Origin of the sequence: Micromonospora sp. NPDC049801, assembly GCF_040656575.1 — a bacterium.
In the GTDB taxonomy this organism is placed as follows: domain Bacteria; phylum Actinomycetota; class Actinomycetes; order Mycobacteriales; family Micromonosporaceae; genus Micromonospora.
This window is the reverse complement of sequence record NZ_JBFAMS010000013.1, coordinates 1-15,773: the sequence shown is the minus strand read 5'-3', so window position 1 is coordinate 15,773 and position 15,773 is coordinate 1. Positions and strand designations below refer to the sequence as shown.

14 protein-coding genes are annotated in these 15,773 nt (G+C 72.3%); 13 read left to right on the top strand and 1 reads right to left on the bottom strand.

Features of this window, described 5'->3' with window-relative positions:
- The first annotated feature begins 8 nt into the window (after positions 1-8).
- The 5 genes from AB0I89_RS22415 (at position 9) to AB0I89_RS22395 (ending at position 6,552) form a co-directional block, all read left to right on the top strand.
- Positions 9-4,397 (top strand): toxin glutamine deamidase domain-containing protein, encoded by a 4,389-nt coding sequence (locus tag AB0I89_RS22415; protein ID WP_357129904.1) that lies wholly within the window; start codon positions 9-11, stop codon positions 4,395-4,397.
- On the top strand, positions 4,397-4,828 hold the full coding sequence (locus tag AB0I89_RS22410; RefSeq protein ID WP_357129901.1) for a hypothetical protein: 432 nt from the start codon (positions 4,397-4,399) through the stop codon (positions 4,826-4,828). Before AB0I89_RS22415 ends, AB0I89_RS22410 begins: the two co-directional genes overlap by 1 nt.
- A gap of 139 nt (positions 4,829-4,967) precedes the next feature.
- Positions 4,968-5,561 (top strand): DinB family protein, encoded by a 594-nt coding sequence (locus AB0I89_RS22405; protein ID WP_357129898.1) that lies wholly within the window; start codon positions 4,968-4,970, stop codon positions 5,559-5,561.
- Positions 5,561-6,217: a tetratricopeptide repeat protein gene (locus AB0I89_RS22400; RefSeq protein WP_357129895.1), complete on the top strand. Its 657-nt coding sequence runs from the start codon at positions 5,561-5,563 to the stop codon at positions 6,215-6,217. The genes AB0I89_RS22405 and AB0I89_RS22400 overlap by 1 nt, the downstream gene beginning before the upstream one ends.
- 83 nt (positions 6,218-6,300) lie before the next feature.
- The gene (locus AB0I89_RS22395; RefSeq protein WP_357129892.1) at positions 6,301-6,552 is read left to right on the top strand and encodes a hypothetical protein; all 252 of its coding nucleotides are present in this window, start codon (positions 6,301-6,303) and stop codon (positions 6,550-6,552) included.
- Here the strand turns inward: AB0I89_RS22395 and AB0I89_RS22390 are convergent.
- The gene (locus AB0I89_RS22390; RefSeq protein ID WP_357129889.1) at positions 6,549-6,686 is read right to left on the bottom strand and encodes a hypothetical protein; all 138 of its coding nucleotides are present in this window, start codon (positions 6,684-6,686) and stop codon (positions 6,549-6,551) included. The two genes, AB0I89_RS22395 and AB0I89_RS22390, sit on opposite strands and share 4 nt — an antisense overlap.
- A gap of 28 nt (positions 6,687-6,714) precedes the next feature.
- Between AB0I89_RS22390 and AB0I89_RS22385 the strand changes: the two genes are divergently transcribed.
- The 8 genes from AB0I89_RS22385 to ahcY all read left to right on the top strand — a co-directional run bounded on the left by AB0I89_RS22385 (position 6,715) and on the right by ahcY (position 15,405).
- The gene (locus AB0I89_RS22385) at positions 6,715-7,356 is read left to right on the top strand and encodes an endonuclease V (RefSeq protein WP_357129886.1); all 642 of its coding nucleotides are present in this window, start codon (positions 6,715-6,717) and stop codon (positions 7,354-7,356) included.
- Positions 7,357-7,461: 105 nt separating this feature from the next.
- Positions 7,462-8,514, top strand: a complete 1,053-nt coding sequence (locus AB0I89_RS22380; RefSeq protein WP_357129883.1) for a hypothetical protein — start codon at positions 7,462-7,464, stop codon at positions 8,512-8,514.
- A 69-nt stretch (positions 8,515-8,583) separates the two neighbouring features.
- Entirely contained in the window at positions 8,584-9,969 is a 1,386-nt protein-coding gene (locus tag AB0I89_RS22375; RefSeq protein ID WP_357129880.1) for a phosphomannomutase/phosphoglucomutase, read from the top strand.
- A 60-nt stretch (positions 9,970-10,029) separates the two neighbouring features.
- On the top strand, positions 10,030-10,215 hold the full coding sequence (locus AB0I89_RS22370; protein WP_007455824.1) for a Trm112 family protein: 186 nt from the start codon (positions 10,030-10,032) through the stop codon (positions 10,213-10,215).
- Entirely contained in the window at positions 10,212-11,408 is a 1,197-nt protein-coding gene (locus AB0I89_RS22365) for an SIS domain-containing protein (protein WP_357129876.1), read from the top strand. The genes AB0I89_RS22370 and AB0I89_RS22365 overlap by 4 nt, the downstream gene beginning before the upstream one ends.
- A 58-nt stretch (positions 11,409-11,466) precedes the next feature.
- On the top strand, positions 11,467-12,474 hold the full coding sequence (locus AB0I89_RS22360) for a cation diffusion facilitator family transporter (RefSeq protein WP_357129874.1): 1,008 nt from the start codon (positions 11,467-11,469) through the stop codon (positions 12,472-12,474).
- 4 nt (positions 12,475-12,478) lie between these two features.
- A complete protein-coding gene (manA, locus tag AB0I89_RS22355) occupies positions 12,479-13,642 on the top strand; it encodes a mannose-6-phosphate isomerase, class I (protein WP_357129871.1) in 1,164 nt (387 codons plus the stop codon).
- Between the two features lie 263 nt (positions 13,643-13,905).
- A complete protein-coding gene (gene ahcY, locus AB0I89_RS22350) occupies positions 13,906-15,405 on the top strand; it encodes an adenosylhomocysteinase (RefSeq protein ID WP_357129868.1) in 1,500 nt (499 codons plus the stop codon).
- The last annotated feature ends 368 nt before the right edge of the window (positions 15,406-15,773 follow it).

Here is a 15,773-nt window from a genome sequence, read left to right as displayed (position 1 = left end):
CGGTCCCGATGAGCGTGCTGCCCAGCCCGATCCCGCACCCACTCGACTACGCGCCCTGGGACGTACCGGGCTGGATCTACGAGGCCCTCGACTGGGCCGTCGGTGTGCAGTGGCCGGAGGGCAACGAACGGGCCGTCTGGGACGTCGCGGACCAGTGGTACGCGGTCGCCTCCGTCCTCGCCGGCCCGCACGCCGACGCCGCGGCGGCCGCCACCGAGGTACGCGGCGGATACGGCGGCGTGGGAGCTGTCGACGCCGCGTTCGAGGCGGCCTGGCGCGGCATCGCCGAGGGCGCCGACGCACCCCTGCCGGTGCTGCTCGCGGTCACCGCCGACCTCGGCCGCCTGGTCGAGGAGTGCGGCTGCGACATCGAGGGTGCCAAGATCGAAGTCTGGATCGAGCTGGGGATCCTGGTCGTCGAACTGATCTCGGTGGCGGTGGCGGCGTTGCTCACCGCCGGGGCGGCGTCTCCGGCGGCCGGCGCGGCCGTCACCGCGACCCGGCTACTCATCCAGCAGATCTTCAAACGCCTCATGGGGCAACTGGCCAGTAAGGCGCTGCGGCGCGGGCTCAAGGAGGCCGGCGAACGCGCGGCCAAGGAGGTCGCCAAGGGCGGCGTACGTGGGCTCGCCAAGCGCGCCACCCGGGAAGGGTTGGAGGAGGCGGCCGAGGAGTCCGGGATCAGCCTCGCCACGCAGACGTACCAGAACTCGACGGGCCGGGCACACGGCGTCGACCTGACCGATCTGGGCGCTTCGGCGGTCGGCGGGCTCGCCGGCGGTGCGGTCGCGCCGCTGGCCGCCCTGGGCCGCCACGTGACCGGCCGCGCGGCACGTATCGGCGAGCACCTCGGTCGGGAGATGACCGGCGAGATGCTGGCCGAGAGCGCCGCCAGCGTCGCCACCGGGCAGGGCATGGCCTCGGTCGACGACGTGGTACGCGCCGCCGCGTCCGGCGTCACCGGCTCGACGACCGCGCAGACCGACCACGCTCTGCAGGCACGCCTTCGCGCACAGGCCGACGCTCTGGCCGGAGCGTCCCTCGCCGGCCCGTCGCTTCCGATCCCGCCCCCACCACCGGAACTCGCGACGTCCACGCCCGTGTCGTCTGGGCCGGTTTCGCCAGGGCCGGCCACTGGGACGGTGTCTTCCGGGCCGGCGGGCTCCGGGGCGGTGTCTTCTTCGTCGGGTCTGACGGGGAATGGCGCGGACGTCGCCGATTCGTCGGTGTCGGCAGCAGCCGGCGCGCCTGGGCTGCCAGCCGACGGGCCCGGGGCGAGTGCAGCCCGGCCGGCGGTGGGGGGTGATGTCGGGCTCGCGGGCGTCGCGGAGCCGGGACCTCACGCGGCTGCGCCCCCGCTCCCGGGGGTCACCGCGCCCGTCGCCGGTGTCGTCGACCCGGCCGGCGGCCCAGGGGTCGGCGTCGCCCCGGCGGTCGCCCCGGCGGTCGCCCCGGCGGTCGAGCCGGCCGGCGTCGCCCCGGGCGTCAGCGGCCCCGTACCCTCGTCGACCGGTCTGCCCGGGTCCGCCGCGGCCGTGTCGTCGCCGGTTTCGGCAGCATCCCCGCCCACAGCGCTCGGGCCGTCGTCGGGCCCGCTGCCTTCGTCGGTCGGGTCCTCGTCTACTTCCGTGACCCCGACGACCGGGCCGGTGCCGGCCGTGGGGGCGGTGCCTCCGGTCGGCCCGGCGGCGAGCACTGCCGGGCTTCCGACGCCGACCGCTTCCGCCGTCCCCGCCCCGGCCATCGCGCCTCCGCTGGCGTCCCCGTTCACGTCCACCGGGCCGACGGCCGGCGCGTCCCCCGACGTCGCCGGCCGGCACGGCGCAGCCCTGACCCCGGCAGACGGGAGCACGGTGGTCGCGCCGACGGGCCGGCACTCCGCACCCGAGTCGACCGCGACGCGGGAGTCGATCGCGCCACCCCGCGTACCCCGGCAGAGGACCGCCGGTCGCACGTCGGCGCCGGTCGACGTGGTGGCGTTCGGCGATCCGATGGAGTCCACGGCCGACGTCGACGACTGGTACGCGGCCCAGTGGCTCGCCGAGGCGGAGGCCGCCGAGCGGCGGCGCTACCAGGGCCACTTCGAGGCACAGCGGATCGGCTTCGAGAACAACCGCAGGCAGGCCGAGGCCGTCCGCCTGCGGGCGCGGGCGGCGGAGCACGACCGCCGGGCTGTCGAGTACGCCAACTACGCCCGACAGTTGCACCAGACCGGCCACCGGCAGTGGGCCGACGGCTGGCAGCGGGCGGCGAACGACGAGACGCGCGCGTACGCCCACTGGCGTGACCTGGCCAACGACGTACTGGCGGGCATCACGGCGCCGCCGGTCGTCGACCTGGCCGACGGGGCCTTCGCGCACGCCAACAGCGACGTGGGCGCTCTGGCGCTCGGCGCGGTGGAGACCGGCGGCCCGTCCCGGCTCACCGGCGACGACGTCCCCCCGCCGATCGACGACTCCCGCCCGTACGGGCAGCCGGGCGGGCTCCGGCCACCACTGGCGCTGCACCAGGTCGACGTCGAACGACAGATGCCGCGCGAACGCGACGGCACCGTCCGACGCACCGCCGATCCGCGCCGGGGCGGCTGGTTCCGCCTCCTGAACGACGGCGGCCCCCAGGCCGACGCCACCCGTGGCATCAACTGCCTGGACTGCACCCTGTCGCTTTTCGAGACGTGGGTGCACGGGCGACCGCGGGTGTCCGCGCCGCGTACCTTCGACGGCTACCTCGACGGCGACATCCGACGCCCGATCCGTGGTGAGGCCGGTGGCCCCGGCCGGGTGGAGGACGCCACCGGCGGCCGCTTCCAACGCGTACTCACCCCCGGTCAGCCGTCAGACCCGGCGCAGGCCCGGCAGGGGTATGCCAATCTGCACGACCAACTGCTGCTGGGCGGCCACGGCAGCTACGCGTTCCTGATCACCGAGTGGGCCGGTGGTGGCTCGCACGCCTGGGTGGCACTCAACCAGAACGGCACCGTCCTCTACGTCGACCCGCAGACCGGCCTCGTCCGCGACCATCCGCTGTATCCCGACGTGGTCGGCATCGACGCGCTCGTCCTGGGCGGAGACGGCCGGCCGATGCCGCTGGGCGGGCTGCCCCGGGGCCGGTTCAGTGAACGCCCCGACCTGCCGACCCACCCACCCGGGTACGACGACGGCGGCCACGGCGACCCGTACGTCAACCGCATGTACCTGTTGCTGGACGGCCCCGGCTCGGTGCCGGACGGCCCGTCGTCTGACGCTCGCGTGAGTCAGCCTCCGACCGGGTTGCTCGGGCAGGCCGGCAGTCTGGACGAGGTCTTCTCGGCCGGGTTGAGTCCCGCCGACTTCGCGAGGGCGGTGGATCCGCCGAGCCTCCGGCGGCTGGTGCCCAGCCTCGACGACGCGGCCGCCCAGGACGTGTCGCGGCTGTTCGCCGACACCCGCATCCGCGACATGCTGGACACCGCCCTGCGAGAGCCGCCCCCGAACGAGCCGAAGCTGGCCGAGACGTTGGCCCGGCAACTGGCGCAGGCACCGGATCTGGCACGAATCATCCTCGCCACGCCCGAACTGGCGAACTCACTGACGGCCCGACCGCTGACGCTGCACCACCTGGCGAGCCACCAGCAGGCCATCGACGCCCTCGCCGACGTACTCGCCGACATCGGTCAGCAGGAGACGGCAGGGTCCGAGGCGGCGGACCAACAGGCGTCGCACCCGCAGCCGACACCCCTGACCGACGAGCAGCGCCTGATCAGCGCGAGTATCCAGTTACCGGATGATCCGCCCACCCAGTCGGGCTTCGACAAGCATCAACGAGGCAGCGAGGGCTATCGCAAGCGCTACCTGGACGACCTCTACTCGGCTGCGGCTGTCGCTCAGCTGGAGCTGAACCAGCTGGCGACGGCTCTGGCCCAGGTCGGTGACCGTCGTGTCGGTGAGCCTGGCTGGCGCTCCGGGCCCAAGGACCGCCGCCGGGCCGAGGACAAGGTCAACAAGTACGGGGGCGACGCCTCGAAGATGCTCGACCTTGCCGCCGCCAAGGTCGAGTTTCGGAGCCTCGACGACCTCTACACGGCACTTCAGCGGATGCGCCACCATCCTGACGTCGTCATCGTTGCCTGCGACGACCGCTTCGTGTCACCTATGGACAGCGGCTACCGGGACGTGCAACTCGTGCTGCAGACGCGGGGTGGCCATCTGGCTGAGTTCCGGCTGCACCTGGCGGCGCTCGATGCTGTTGCCGTTTGGGAGCATGGGCTCTATGAGGTACGGCGCGATCTCGAAGCTCTCGCCCAAGCGGAGGGGCGAGCGTTGACGCCGAAGGAGCGAGCGATTACCGCAGGCATACGTCACCGCGAGCGCCAACTGTTCTGGGAAGCGTTGCAGTCGACCTTCGAGAGGGATTCCTAATGTCCGGGGATATTTCGCTTCCCTCCTACTATCTCTATTACTCAACCCCGGTAAAGATTGTGGAAACGCCGGATCGCGGTGCCAGGGTGTGGTGCCTCTCCATCGACAGTGGGGGTTGGCAGGAGAAGAACGACATTTTCGGGGAGATCACACTCGGCGTGGGGGGTGAGATCTTCCGGCGCACCCCGGAGGAGTTCGTGCAGGAAGTGGAGCGGTTCCGCGCTCACTACCTCGAAGGCGAAGGTCCGGTCTTCGCCCTCTACGAGACCGTGCAGGCGCTCAGGGACGCGGCGAAGGCTCAAGGGCGACCGTTGTCGCCCAAAGAGCAGGCTCTCATCCGGGGGATCCGGCAGCGGTCGTTCGTGATGTTCGAGGAGCAACTTCGTGCGGCCGGCGATCCGGGTGCCGATCCCGATCTGGCTGCCCGCTAGTTGCGGATCATCGCGCTTGGCGCGGGCCCGCACGGGGGTGCGCCGCCGGCTCTCCTGTCACGGTGTCCCGCTGACCCGCGCGGGCGACCGAGTGGGTTCCCGGTTGGCGGTGTGGGCGGGTATCGACGAGAGTCGCCGTATGGCTGATTCACGCGCCGAGGCGGCGACCTCCGGCGGCGAACCCACGCGGACCTTCGGTTGGTCGTACCTGTTCGTCCATCCGGACGACGACCCACGCTCGGACGGTAACTTCGCCGACGAGCGGGCCGTTCTCGTCGAGTACCTGCGCGACCAACGCCTCACCTTCGAGTTGAAGTGCGACGGCCTGAACGCCGAGCAGTTGGCCCGGCGGTCGGTGCCACCGTCGACGATGTCGCTGCTCGGGTTGATCCGTCACCTGGCCGAGGTGGAGCGCGGCTGGTTCCGCAGGACGATGGCCGGCCAGGTCGCGCCCCAGCGGTACTGCTCGGACGACGATCCGGACGGCGACTTCGACGGCGCGGTCGCCGATCCGACGGTGGTCGACGAGGCGTACCGGGCCTGGCGTGCGGAGGTGGCGTTCGCCGAACAGTTCGTGAGCGAGGCTGCGGATCTCGACGTGCAGGGGCGGCAACGCGACGGCAACGTCATCGTGCTGCGCAGGCTTCTGGTGCACATGATCGAGGAGTACGCGCGGCACAATGGCCACGCCGATCTCCTACGCGAGCGTATTGACGGAAGGGTGGGTCAGTGATGGCCGAGGGGTTCGACGTCCGGTTGACGCGGGCGCAGGAGCGCTACGAGCAGGCGGTCTTCGGTGGTGACTCGACGTCGTTGGACGAGGCCGAGCGGGATCTCGTCGCGGTGGAGGCGGACACCGCCCTGGCTCGTGGACGGCTGTTGCACGCCCGTTTTCTCGAGACCGGCACGGAGGACGCGGCCGAGCTGCCGCTCTTCGAGCGGGCGGCGCAGCTCTACCGCGAGGTGGGCGACGCCCGTGGCGAGGGTGAGGCGCTGTTCTGGGTGGGCACGGTCCACCAGGTGATCCGGCAGGACCAGGCCGCCGCCGACCCGGCCTTTGCGCGGGCGCGTGAGCTGGCGACGGAGGCGGGGGACGAGCTGACCCTCTCGTACGTGTTGCGGCACCTCTGCTTCGGCGAGCAGGCCGCCGGCCGGGTCGCGGCGGCGCGGGAGTTGCTGGAGGAGTCGACGCGGTTGCGTCGGAAGGTGTCCTTCACGCCGGGGGTGGCGGCGAATCTGATCGGTCTGGCGGACCTGGCGGCGAGCGACGGTGACCGGGACGCCGCCCGTGGCTTGCTCGACGAGGCCGCGTCACTGGCTACCGGCAGCGGCGCGTACGGCATCGTCCGGTGGATCGACGAGGCCCGCGACGAGCTGAAGCTCGCCTGAGCACCCTGTGGGCGCACCGGTGCGCGGCGCGGCCCTCTCTGTAGCGCCGAACGGCGGTTGACCGTGTTTATTAACATCGCTCCATGGCGAGATCCACTACGGGCAGCAGCAGCTCCGGTTTCTGGGCGTGGGCGGTCGGCCTCCTGTTCGGCCTGGCGATCGGTATCCCTTCGTTCGGCCCGAAGGGAGGGGTGGCGTTCGGTGTCGCCATGGCCGTCGTCGTCGGTGTCGCGTTCGGTGCTACCCGGAGGCGGGTCGACGACGGCGCCGATGGGGAACCTGTCGAGGCGTCGACTCCAGCCGAGGACGGCGATGCGAGCCGGTCCTCCCGCTAGAGCAGGTCGGGCGTCAAGGTGACCGGTATGCCGGCGCCGACCGTGATCGACTCGACATCGCCGATGTCGGGCTGTCCGGGGGCGCGGGATACCGCGACGTCGCCGAAATCGAGTGGATCAAGGGCGGCGCTCACCCGGACTCCACGTTCGGTCGCCGAGGCGGTGGCCGTACAGGAGGAGTTGCGGCCGCTGGTCGACCTGGTCGGGCCCGGCCCGCTCGCGCCGGACACGGTGGCCGGCCTGGACGTGGCGTACGCCGAGAGCGGTGACCTCCTCGCGGCGGCCGTGACCGTGTTGGATGCTCGGACGCTGACCGTGGTGGATTCGGCGGTCAGCGTCGGCCGGCCCGCGTTCGACTACGTGCCGGGGTTGTTCGCCTTCCGCGAGGCGCCGGCTCTGCTCGCCGCCCTCGACGCGGTGAAGACCGTCCCGGACCTGCTGGTCTGTGACGGGCACGGGCTGGCGCATCCGCGCCGGTTCGGGCTGGCCTGTCACCTCGGGGTGGTCACCGGCCTGCCCGCCATCGGAGTGGGGAAGACGCCGCTGGTCGGCGAGTGGGAAGCCCCGGCCGCCGAGCGGGGCGCCTGGTCGGCGTTGCGCGACGGGGGTGAGGTGCTCGGTCGGGTGGTGCGTACCCGGGACGGCGTCAAGCCGGTCTTCGTGAGCGTCGGGCACCGGATGAGTCTGGAGAACGCCACTGCCCGGGTGCTCGCGTTGACTCCGCGCTATCGCCTTCCCGAGACGACGCGCACCGCCGACCGGCTCTGCCGCGACGCTCTCGCCCGGGCCGGACGCGGGGCGTAGACCGTAACGCCGCACACATACCGACCGCTCTATGACCGGTGGTGGGAGTGGCCCGGTAGTAGCCTGTCCGGCGGACCCCACCCGGGGAGGAACGGTGAGGTGATCATGACGCTGCGTCGACGTGCCGCACGGCTCGCGACGGTCTGCGGTCTGTTGGTCGGCCTGGTGATGCTCGGTGCGTCACCCGCGCTGGCCGACGAAGACTCGGTCCGTGTGGGTGCGGCCAGCAGCTTCGCCGCCGGAGGTTCCCCTCAGGGAGTGAACGTCGCGGTGCGCAAGCGCTCCGAGGGATGCGTCCTGCTGCGTACCGCTCTGGGCCTGAGCCTTGAGGGTCTTCAGCCGGATCAGGTGGCGGTCCAGGTCAACGCGGGCGGGCGCTGGTTTCCGGTGGGCGTGTCCGGCGGTGGTGGCAGCGTGACGACCGCGCAGACCTCGCCGGCCAAGCCGACGCTGTGCAAGGGCAAGGGCATCACCGTGCGGTACCGGGTGGCGTTCGCCGCCGGTACGCCGGGTGGTCGGCTCTCCGTGACCGGTGTGGGTCTCACCGCCGCCGGTCAGCAGTTGGGGCAGGGCACCGATACGGCCAAGGTCGCCGGGCGGCTCTCCCCGTCGCCGACGCCGACGCCATCGAAGAAGCCCACCCCGACCCCGACCCCGACCGAGGCCGCGACGGCGGGCGAGGTGGTCGACCCGGCCGCACTGGGCCCGGCCTCCGTCGCGCCCTCGACGACGGCGGTGGCCGCCAAGGCCGGTGGTGGTGGTTCGCTGATCATGTTCTTCGGCATCGCGATGGTGGCGGTGGGTGTGCTGCTGATCGTGCTGCTGGTCCGCCGCTCCCGGCAGGACCGCACGCCGACCGACGAGCCCGGCCCGCTGCCGGGCAACCCCGGTGGGACCACCTACCGCGCCGGTGGTGGGTCGCCGGCCGCGCCCGGTCACCCCGGCCCGGTGTACGGCCAGCAGCCGCCGGCGGTACCCGTCCCGCGACCCGCTCCCGGCGGCGTCTACGGGGCACGACCCGCCACGCCCGCGCCGGACGCCACTCAGGTCCTGCCGGACGCCACCCAGGTCATGCCGGGCGCACCCGCCGATCCGGGTGCTCGGCCCCGGCCGGACGACGGCGACCACACCGTGTTCATGCCCCGGCTCCCCGGCTGAGCGGGGCGCGGCCCGGTCGCTCCGATACGCTCAGGTTCGTTGGAAACCTGCGGCCAAGGAGCGGAACTAGTGTCTGATCTGTCCCAGATCGTGAAGGCGTACGACGTCCGAGGGACGGTGCCGGACCAGTGGGACGAACGGGTCGCCGAGGCGCTCGGGGCCGCCTTCACCCAGCTGCTCAACGCCACTGACGAGCCCGGTGACGCCGTCGTCGTCGGGTACGACATGCGGGCCAGCTCGCCCGGCCTGGCGGCCGCCTTCGCCGCCGGGGTACGGGCCGAGGGGCGCTCGGTGATCGAGATCGGGCTCGCCTCCACCGACCTGCTCTACTTCGCCTCCGGCTCGCTCGGCCTGCCCGGGGCGATGTTCACGGCCAGTCACAACCCGGCGCAGTACAACGGCATCAAGATGTGCCGCTCCGGCGCGCGGCCGATCGGCCAGGACAGCGGCTTGGCGGAGATCCGTGACCGGGCGCAGGCGATGCTGGACTCGGGGGCGTCCCGCCCGGCGGGCGAGCCGACCCGGCCGGCCGAGCGGCGCGACCTGCTCCCCGACTACGCCGCGTACCTGCGCAAGCTGGTCGACCTCTCCGGCATCCGGCCGCTGAAGGTGGTTGTCGACGCCGGAAACGGGATGGGTGGCTACACCGTCCCCACCGTGCTCGGCGAGGCCGCCCTGTCGGCCCTGCCGCTGGAGATCGTGCCGCTCTACTTCGAGCTGGACGGTAGTTTCCCCAACCACGAGGCGAACCCGCTGGACCCGGCGAACCTGGTCGACCTCCAGCGTGCCGTCGTCGAGCACGGCGCCGACATCGGCCTGGCCTTCGACGGCGACGCCGACCGGTGCTTCGTGGTCGACGAGCGCGGCGAGCCGGTCTCGCCGTCGGCGATCACCGCCCTGGTGGCGGCGCGGGAGCTGGCCAAGCATCCAGGCTCCACCGTGATCCACGGTCTGATCACCTCCAGCGCGGTCGCGGAGATCATCCGTGAGCATGGTGGGGAGCCGGTGGTGGCCCGGGTCGGGCACTCCTTCATCAAGGCGGAGATGGCCCGCACCAACGCCGTCTTCGGCGGGGAGCACTCCGCCCACTACTACTTCCGGGACTTCTGGTTCGCCGACACCGGGATGCTCGCCGCGATGCACACGCTGGCCGCCCTGGGCGAGCAGTCGCTGCCGTTGTCCGTGCTGGCCGGCGAGTACGAGCGCTACGTCGCCTCCGGCGAGATCAACTCGACGGTCGCCGACCAGGCCGCGGCGGTGGCCGACGTGCGGGCCGCGTACCCGGACGCGACGACCGACGAGATGGACGGGCTGACGCTGCGCTTCGAAGACGGCGCGTGGTTCAACCTGCGTGCCTCCAACACCGAGCCGCTGCTGCGGCTCAACGTCGAGGCGCCCACCCGCGAGCGGATGGTCTCGCTCCGGGACGAGGTGCTCGACCGCGTTCGCCGATAAGATCGCCTGCGCCGGTCGGCACCGCCGTCGGTGACCCGCACTCGTGGAAGGAGCCGTGCCATGGCCCTGGATCCGCAGTTGCTCGAGATCCTCGCCTGCCCGGACACGCACCACGCCCCGCTGACCTACGACGCGGAGGCGCAGACGTTGACCTGCACGGAGTGCGGTCGGATCTTCGAGGTCCGCGACGATGTGCCGGTGCTGCTCCTCGACGAGGCGCGTGGCGGCCCCGGGCAGCAGTCATGATCGACGGTACGGCCGGGGTGAGCGGTCGGCGCGACGCCGACGAGGCCCTGCTCGACAACCCGAACGCGCTGGCCGAGCACGACCCGGGCGACATGCTGCGACACACCGCCTCGGGTGGCGCCCAGGTACGCGAGAGCGCGGCGCTGGCCGCCGAGGCGAACCTCGCGGTGCTCGCCGACGACGGGCGGCCCCGGGCCGTGGTGATCGCCGGCATCGGCACGGCCGGGCGTACCGGTGACGTGCTGGCCACGGTCGCCGGGCCGCGCTGCCCGGTCCCGATCATCGGGCACCGCAGCTCGGGCGTACCCGGTTGGGTGGGCGCCGCCGACGTGGTGATCGCGGTGAGCGCGTCGGGTCGCAGCCCGGAGGCGCTCGGCGCCGCCGAGGCCGCGCACCGGCGCGGCGCTCGACTGGTCGCTGTGGGCGCGCCGGACTCGCAGTTGCAGTCGGTGGCCGAGCGGGCCCGCGCGCCGTTCATTCCGGTGCCCCGACGGGCACCGGCCCGGGCCAGCCTCTGGGCGCTCACCGTGCCGGTCCTGCTGGCGGCGCGGTCGCTCGGCCTGGTGAAGGTCAACGAGGCGGACCTGGCGGAGACGGCGGCCCGGCTCGACGCGGACGCCGACCGCTGCCGGTCCACCGCCGAGTCGTTCGTCAACCCGGCCAAGTCGTTGGCGCTGGGCCTGGCCGGCTCGATCCCGATCGTGTGGGGCTCGTCGCCGCTGGCGACCGTGGCGGCCCGCCGGTTCGGCGACACCCTGTCCGCGAACGCCCGCTACCCGGTGGTCACCGGGGCGCTGGGCGAGGCCGGGCGGGGGCGGGTCGGGCTGCTGGACGGCGTCTTCGGCGGCCTGGCCGAGGGGGAGCGGGACATTTTCGCCGACCCGTCGGAGGACGACGGCGAGGGCACCCGGCTGCGGCTGGTGCTGCTGCGCGACGGTGGGCTCAACGCCGACGACGACACGGACGAGCCGCTCGCCGTCGAGGAGCGCCGCGCGGACGCGGTGCAGACCCTCGCCGAGCGTCGTGGCGTGCGGTGTGACGTGGTGACCGCCGAGGGCGGGTCGGCTCTGGAGCGGCTGGCCTCGCTGATCGCCGTACCGGACTTCGCCTCGATCTATCTTGCTCTGGCACATGGGTTGGACCCGATGGCCGTACCGGCCATCACCGAGATGAAGGAGCTGTCGAACCAGTGAACGAAAGCAGGGGGCGGCGCGGCACGAACGTCACCACGACGCGAAGCGGAGTGGCGGCGTGAGCGCGAACGGCGGGACGAAGGCGATCGTCGCCGCCCTGCTGGCCAATGTCGGCATCGCCGTCACCAAGTTCATCGCGTTCCTGCTCTCCGGGTCCTCGTCGATGCTGGCCGAGGCCGTCCACTCGGTGGCCGACTCCGGCAACCAGGGTCTGCTGCTGCTCGGTGGCAAGCGGGCGAAGCGCGCGGCCACGCCGGAACACCCGTTCGGGTACGGCCGGGAGCGCTACATCTACGCGTTCATCGTGTCGATCGTGCTGTTCAGCATCGGTGGACTGTTCGCCCTCTACGAGGCGTACCACAAGTGGTCGGATCCGCACGGCATCACCGAGTGGCAGTGGCTTCCGGTGGCGGTGCTGCTGGCGGCGATCGCCATGGAGTCGTTCTCCTTCCGGACGGCGATCAAGGAGTCCAACCACATCCGGGGCAAGCAGTCCTGGGTGCGTTTCATCCGGCGGGCCAAGGCGCCGGAGCTGCCGGTGGTGCTGCTGGAGGACTTCGGCGCACTGGTCGGTCTGGTCTTCGCGCTGTTCGGCGTCGGCATGACCCTGGCCACCGGCGACGGTCGGTGGGACGCCGCCGGCACCGCGATGATCGGCGTGCTGCTGGTGGTCATCGCCATCGTGCTGGCCATCGAGACCAAGAGCCTGCTCCTCGGTGAGGGTGCCGAACAGCAGGACCTGGCGGCCATCGAGCGGGCCATCACCGAGGGCCCCGAGGTGGAGCGGATCATCCACATGAAGACGCTCTACCTGGGCCCGGAAGAGCTGATGGTGGCCGCGAAGATCGGCGTACCGGCCTGCGAGAGCGCGCACGACCTGGCCCGCGGCATCAACGCGGTCGAGGCGCGTATCCGTACCGCCGTGCCGATCGCCCGGGTGATCTACCTGGAGCCGGACATCTACAGCGTCGCCGCCGCCAAGGCGGGCACCGGCGCCGCTGCCGACACCGCCGTACCGCAGCCGGAGGAGTCCGCGGGCGAGGCGGTCGGGCGGCCCGGGGTCTGAGACGGTGGAACCGCTGTACGGACCGATCCGGGACTACGCCTGGGGGTCCCGCTCCGCCATCGCGCTGTTGCAGGGGCGACCGGTGCCCAGCCCCGGCCCGGAGGCGGAGCTGTGGTTGGGCGCTCACCCGGGCGCCCCGGCCAGCGTGGAGCGCGCCGGAGCCCGGGTGAGCCTCTGTGACCTGGTACGCGACGAGCCGGGGCAGTGGCTGGGCCAACGGGTGGCCGGCCGTTTCGGCAGCCGGCTGCCGTTCCTGCTCAAGGTCCTCGCCGCCGACTCGCCGCTGAGCCTGCAGGCCCACCCGGATGCCGAGCAGGCCCGGGCGGGGTTCGCGGCGGAGGCGGACCTTCCGGCGGGGGAGCGCAACTACTCCGACCCGCATCACAAGCCGGAGTTGTTGGTCGCGCTCACCCCGTTCGAGGCGCTGTGCGGCTTCCGCGATCCGGTGGAGTCGGCCGAGGCGCTCGCCGCGTTCGGCGTACCCGAGTTGGGGCCCGTGGTCGACGCGCTGCGGATCGGGCCGGCGGGCCTGCGCACGGCGGTGGCCACGCTGCTCGGCTGGCCGGTCGCGGAGCGCGACGGGCTGCTGCGGGCCGTCCTGGCGTCGGCGGCCGACGGCCCGGACGCCGAGTTGGCCCGCCGGCTGGCGAAGGCCTATCCGGGCGACCCGGGCGTGCTGGTGGCGCTACTGCTGCACCATGTGCGGCTGGTGCCGGGCGAGGCGATCTGGATGCCCGCGGGCAACCTGCACGCGTACCTCAGCGGCTGTGGCGTCGAGATCATGGCGGCCAGCGACAACGTGCTGCGCGGCGGTCTCACGCCGAAGCGCGTCGACGTGGACGAGTTGGTGCGGGTGCTGCGCTTCGAGGTGCTCGACGATCCGGTGCGCGCCGCCCGGCACGTCGCCCCGGGGGTGGACTGCTGGGCGGTGCCGGTGGACGACTTCGCGCTGCACCGGGTGCGGGTCGGCGCGGACGTGCCGGAGGCCAGGCTGGCCCTGCCCGGTCCCCGGGTGGTGCTCTGCGGCGCGGGCTCGGTGACGGTCGATGACGGGGCGGGCGCTCTGACGTTGACGTCCGGCCAGGCGGCGATCGGCACGGCGGCCGGCGAGCCGCTGCGGATCAGCGGCGACGGCGAGGCGTACGTGGCGACGTCGGGCCTACGCTGACTCGACACAAGTCCGACTTTCCCGGAATAGCTTGACTCAGCTTTGCCTGAGTGTGACTCTATGAGTACGCAGCGTTATCGCGACGACGGTCCGGCAACGTGCGGGGAACCAAACCGGGGGGATGCGCGGGGCGGGCGGTGGTGGGCAGCGGGTCTGTCCACCACCGACCGCCCCGTGCGCTGTCCGCCGCCCGTCCCCCGGCGGACGTCGCTGGCGCGCGTAAGGTGGAGGATCGGCGCAGACATCGTTCGACAGGAGCTTTCATGACCAGCACCCTCCCGGCGGCCGCCAGCGGTACGCCGTCCGAGGCCCGGCCGAGCACGCTCGCCGAGGGCGACTTCAAGGTGGCGGATCTGTCGCTCGCCGAGTTCGGGCGCAAGGAGATCCAGCTCGCCGAGCACGAGATGCCCGGCCTGATGGCGATCCGGCGGGAGTTCGCCGAGGCGCAGCCGCTCGCCGGCGCGCGGATCACCGGCTCGCTGCACATGACCATCCAGACCGCCGTCCTGATCGAGACGCTGGTCGCCCTCGGGGCGCAGGTTCGCTGGGCGTCCTGCAACATCTTCTCCACCCAGGACCACGCCGCCGCCGCGATCGTCGTCGGCCCGGACGGCACCCCCGACGCCCCCGCCGGCGTCCCGGTGTACGCCTGGAAGGGCGAGACGCTGCCCGAGTACTGGTGGTGCACCGAGCAGGTGCTCCTCTGGCCGGACGGGCAGGGCCCCAACATGATCCTCGACGACGGCGGTGACGCCACCCTGCTCGTGCACAGGGGCGCCGAGTTCGAGAAGGCCGGCGTCGTGCCGCCGGTCGAGTCCGCCGACTCCGAGGAGTACGCGGTCATCCTCGAGCTGCTGCACCGCTCGCTGGGCGAGGACGGCCAGCGCTGGACTCAGATCGCGGCCGGCATCAAGGGCGTGACCGAGGAGACCACCACCGGCGTGCACCGCCTCTACGAGATGCACCGCGCCGGCACGCTGCTCTTCCCGGCCATCAACGTCAACGACTCGGTGACCAAGAGCAAGTTCGACAACAAGTACGGCTGCCGGCACTCCCTGATCGACGGCATCAACCGGGCCACCGACGTGCTGATCGGCGGCAAGATGGCCGTGGTCATGGGCTACGGCGACGTGGGCAAGGGCTGCGCCGAGTCGCTGCGCGGTCAGGGCGCCCGGGTCGTGGTGACCGAGGTCGACCCGATCTGCGCCCTGCAGGCGGCGATGGACGGCTACCAGGTCGCCACCCTGGACGATGTCGTCGAGCAGGCGGACATCTTCATCACCGCCACCGGCTGCTTCGACGTCATCACCAACGAGCACATGGCCCGGATGAAGCACCAGGCCATCGTCGGCAACATCGGCCACTTCGACAACGAGATCGACATGGCCGGCCTGGCGAAGCGCTCCGACGTGGAGCGGGTCAACATCAAGCCGCAGGTCGACCTGTGGCGCTTCGCCGACGGGCACGCCGTCATCGTGCTCTCCGAGGGGCGCCTGCTGAACCTGGGCAACGCCACCGGGCACCCGAGCTTCGTCATGTCGAACTCGTTCGCCAACCAGACGATCGCCCAGATCGAGCTGTTCACCAAGACCGAGGAGTACCCGGTCGGCGTCTACGTGCTGCCCAAGCACCTGGACGAGAAGGTGGCCCGGCTGCACCTCGGTGCGCTGGGCGCGAAGCTGAGCACGCTCACCAAGGAGCAGGCCGCGTACCTGGGCGTGTCCCCCGAGGGCCCGTTCAAGCCGGACCACTACCGCTACTGATCAACCTCTCCTGAACCGGGCCGGCTGCGAACAGCCGGCCCGGTTCGTCGTCTCCACCCCACCCACTCCGTCCGGCCCCGCCCCGCCCCGCCCTCGCCCCGCCCCGCGATCTTGCAGTTTCGGTTGGGGATTTGCGCCTTCTGGACCGCTATGTCACCACCGAATGTGCAAGATCGCGCGGGCTGTGGGCGGGCGGGGCGGGGGATGGCAGCAACCTCGGGGATGTTGCTGCCTCCCGCGTGGCGGATGCAGCAACATCCCCGAAACTGTGACGATCTTGGGCGCGGGGCGCGGGGCGCGGGGCGCGGGGCGCGGGGCGCGGGGCGCGGGGCGCGGGGCGCGGGGCGCGGGGCGCGGGGCGCGGGGCG

Coding starts and splice junctions, on each gene's coding strand:
- AB0I89_RS22370 (WP_007455824.1), top strand. CDS start 10,030: ATGGCCCTGGATCCGCAGTTGCTCGAGATCCTCGCCTGCCCGGACACG.
- AB0I89_RS22415 (WP_357129904.1), top strand. CDS start 9: ATGAGCGTGCTGCCCAGCCCGATCCCGCACCCACTCGACTACGCGCCC.
- AB0I89_RS22405 (WP_357129898.1), top strand. CDS start 4,968: ATGGCTGATTCACGCGCCGAGGCGGCGACCTCCGGCGGCGAACCCACG.
- AB0I89_RS22380 (WP_357129883.1), top strand. CDS start 7,462: ATGACGCTGCGTCGACGTGCCGCACGGCTCGCGACGGTCTGCGGTCTG.
- AB0I89_RS22365 (WP_357129876.1), top strand. CDS start 10,212: ATGATCGACGGTACGGCCGGGGTGAGCGGTCGGCGCGACGCCGACGAG.
- ahcY (WP_357129868.1), top strand. CDS start 13,906: ATGACCAGCACCCTCCCGGCGGCCGCCAGCGGTACGCCGTCCGAGGCC.
- AB0I89_RS22395 (WP_357129892.1), top strand. CDS start 6,301: ATGGCGAGATCCACTACGGGCAGCAGCAGCTCCGGTTTCTGGGCGTGG.
- AB0I89_RS22400 (WP_357129895.1), top strand. CDS start 5,561: ATGGCCGAGGGGTTCGACGTCCGGTTGACGCGGGCGCAGGAGCGCTAC.
- AB0I89_RS22410 (WP_357129901.1), top strand. CDS start 4,397: ATGTCCGGGGATATTTCGCTTCCCTCCTACTATCTCTATTACTCAACC.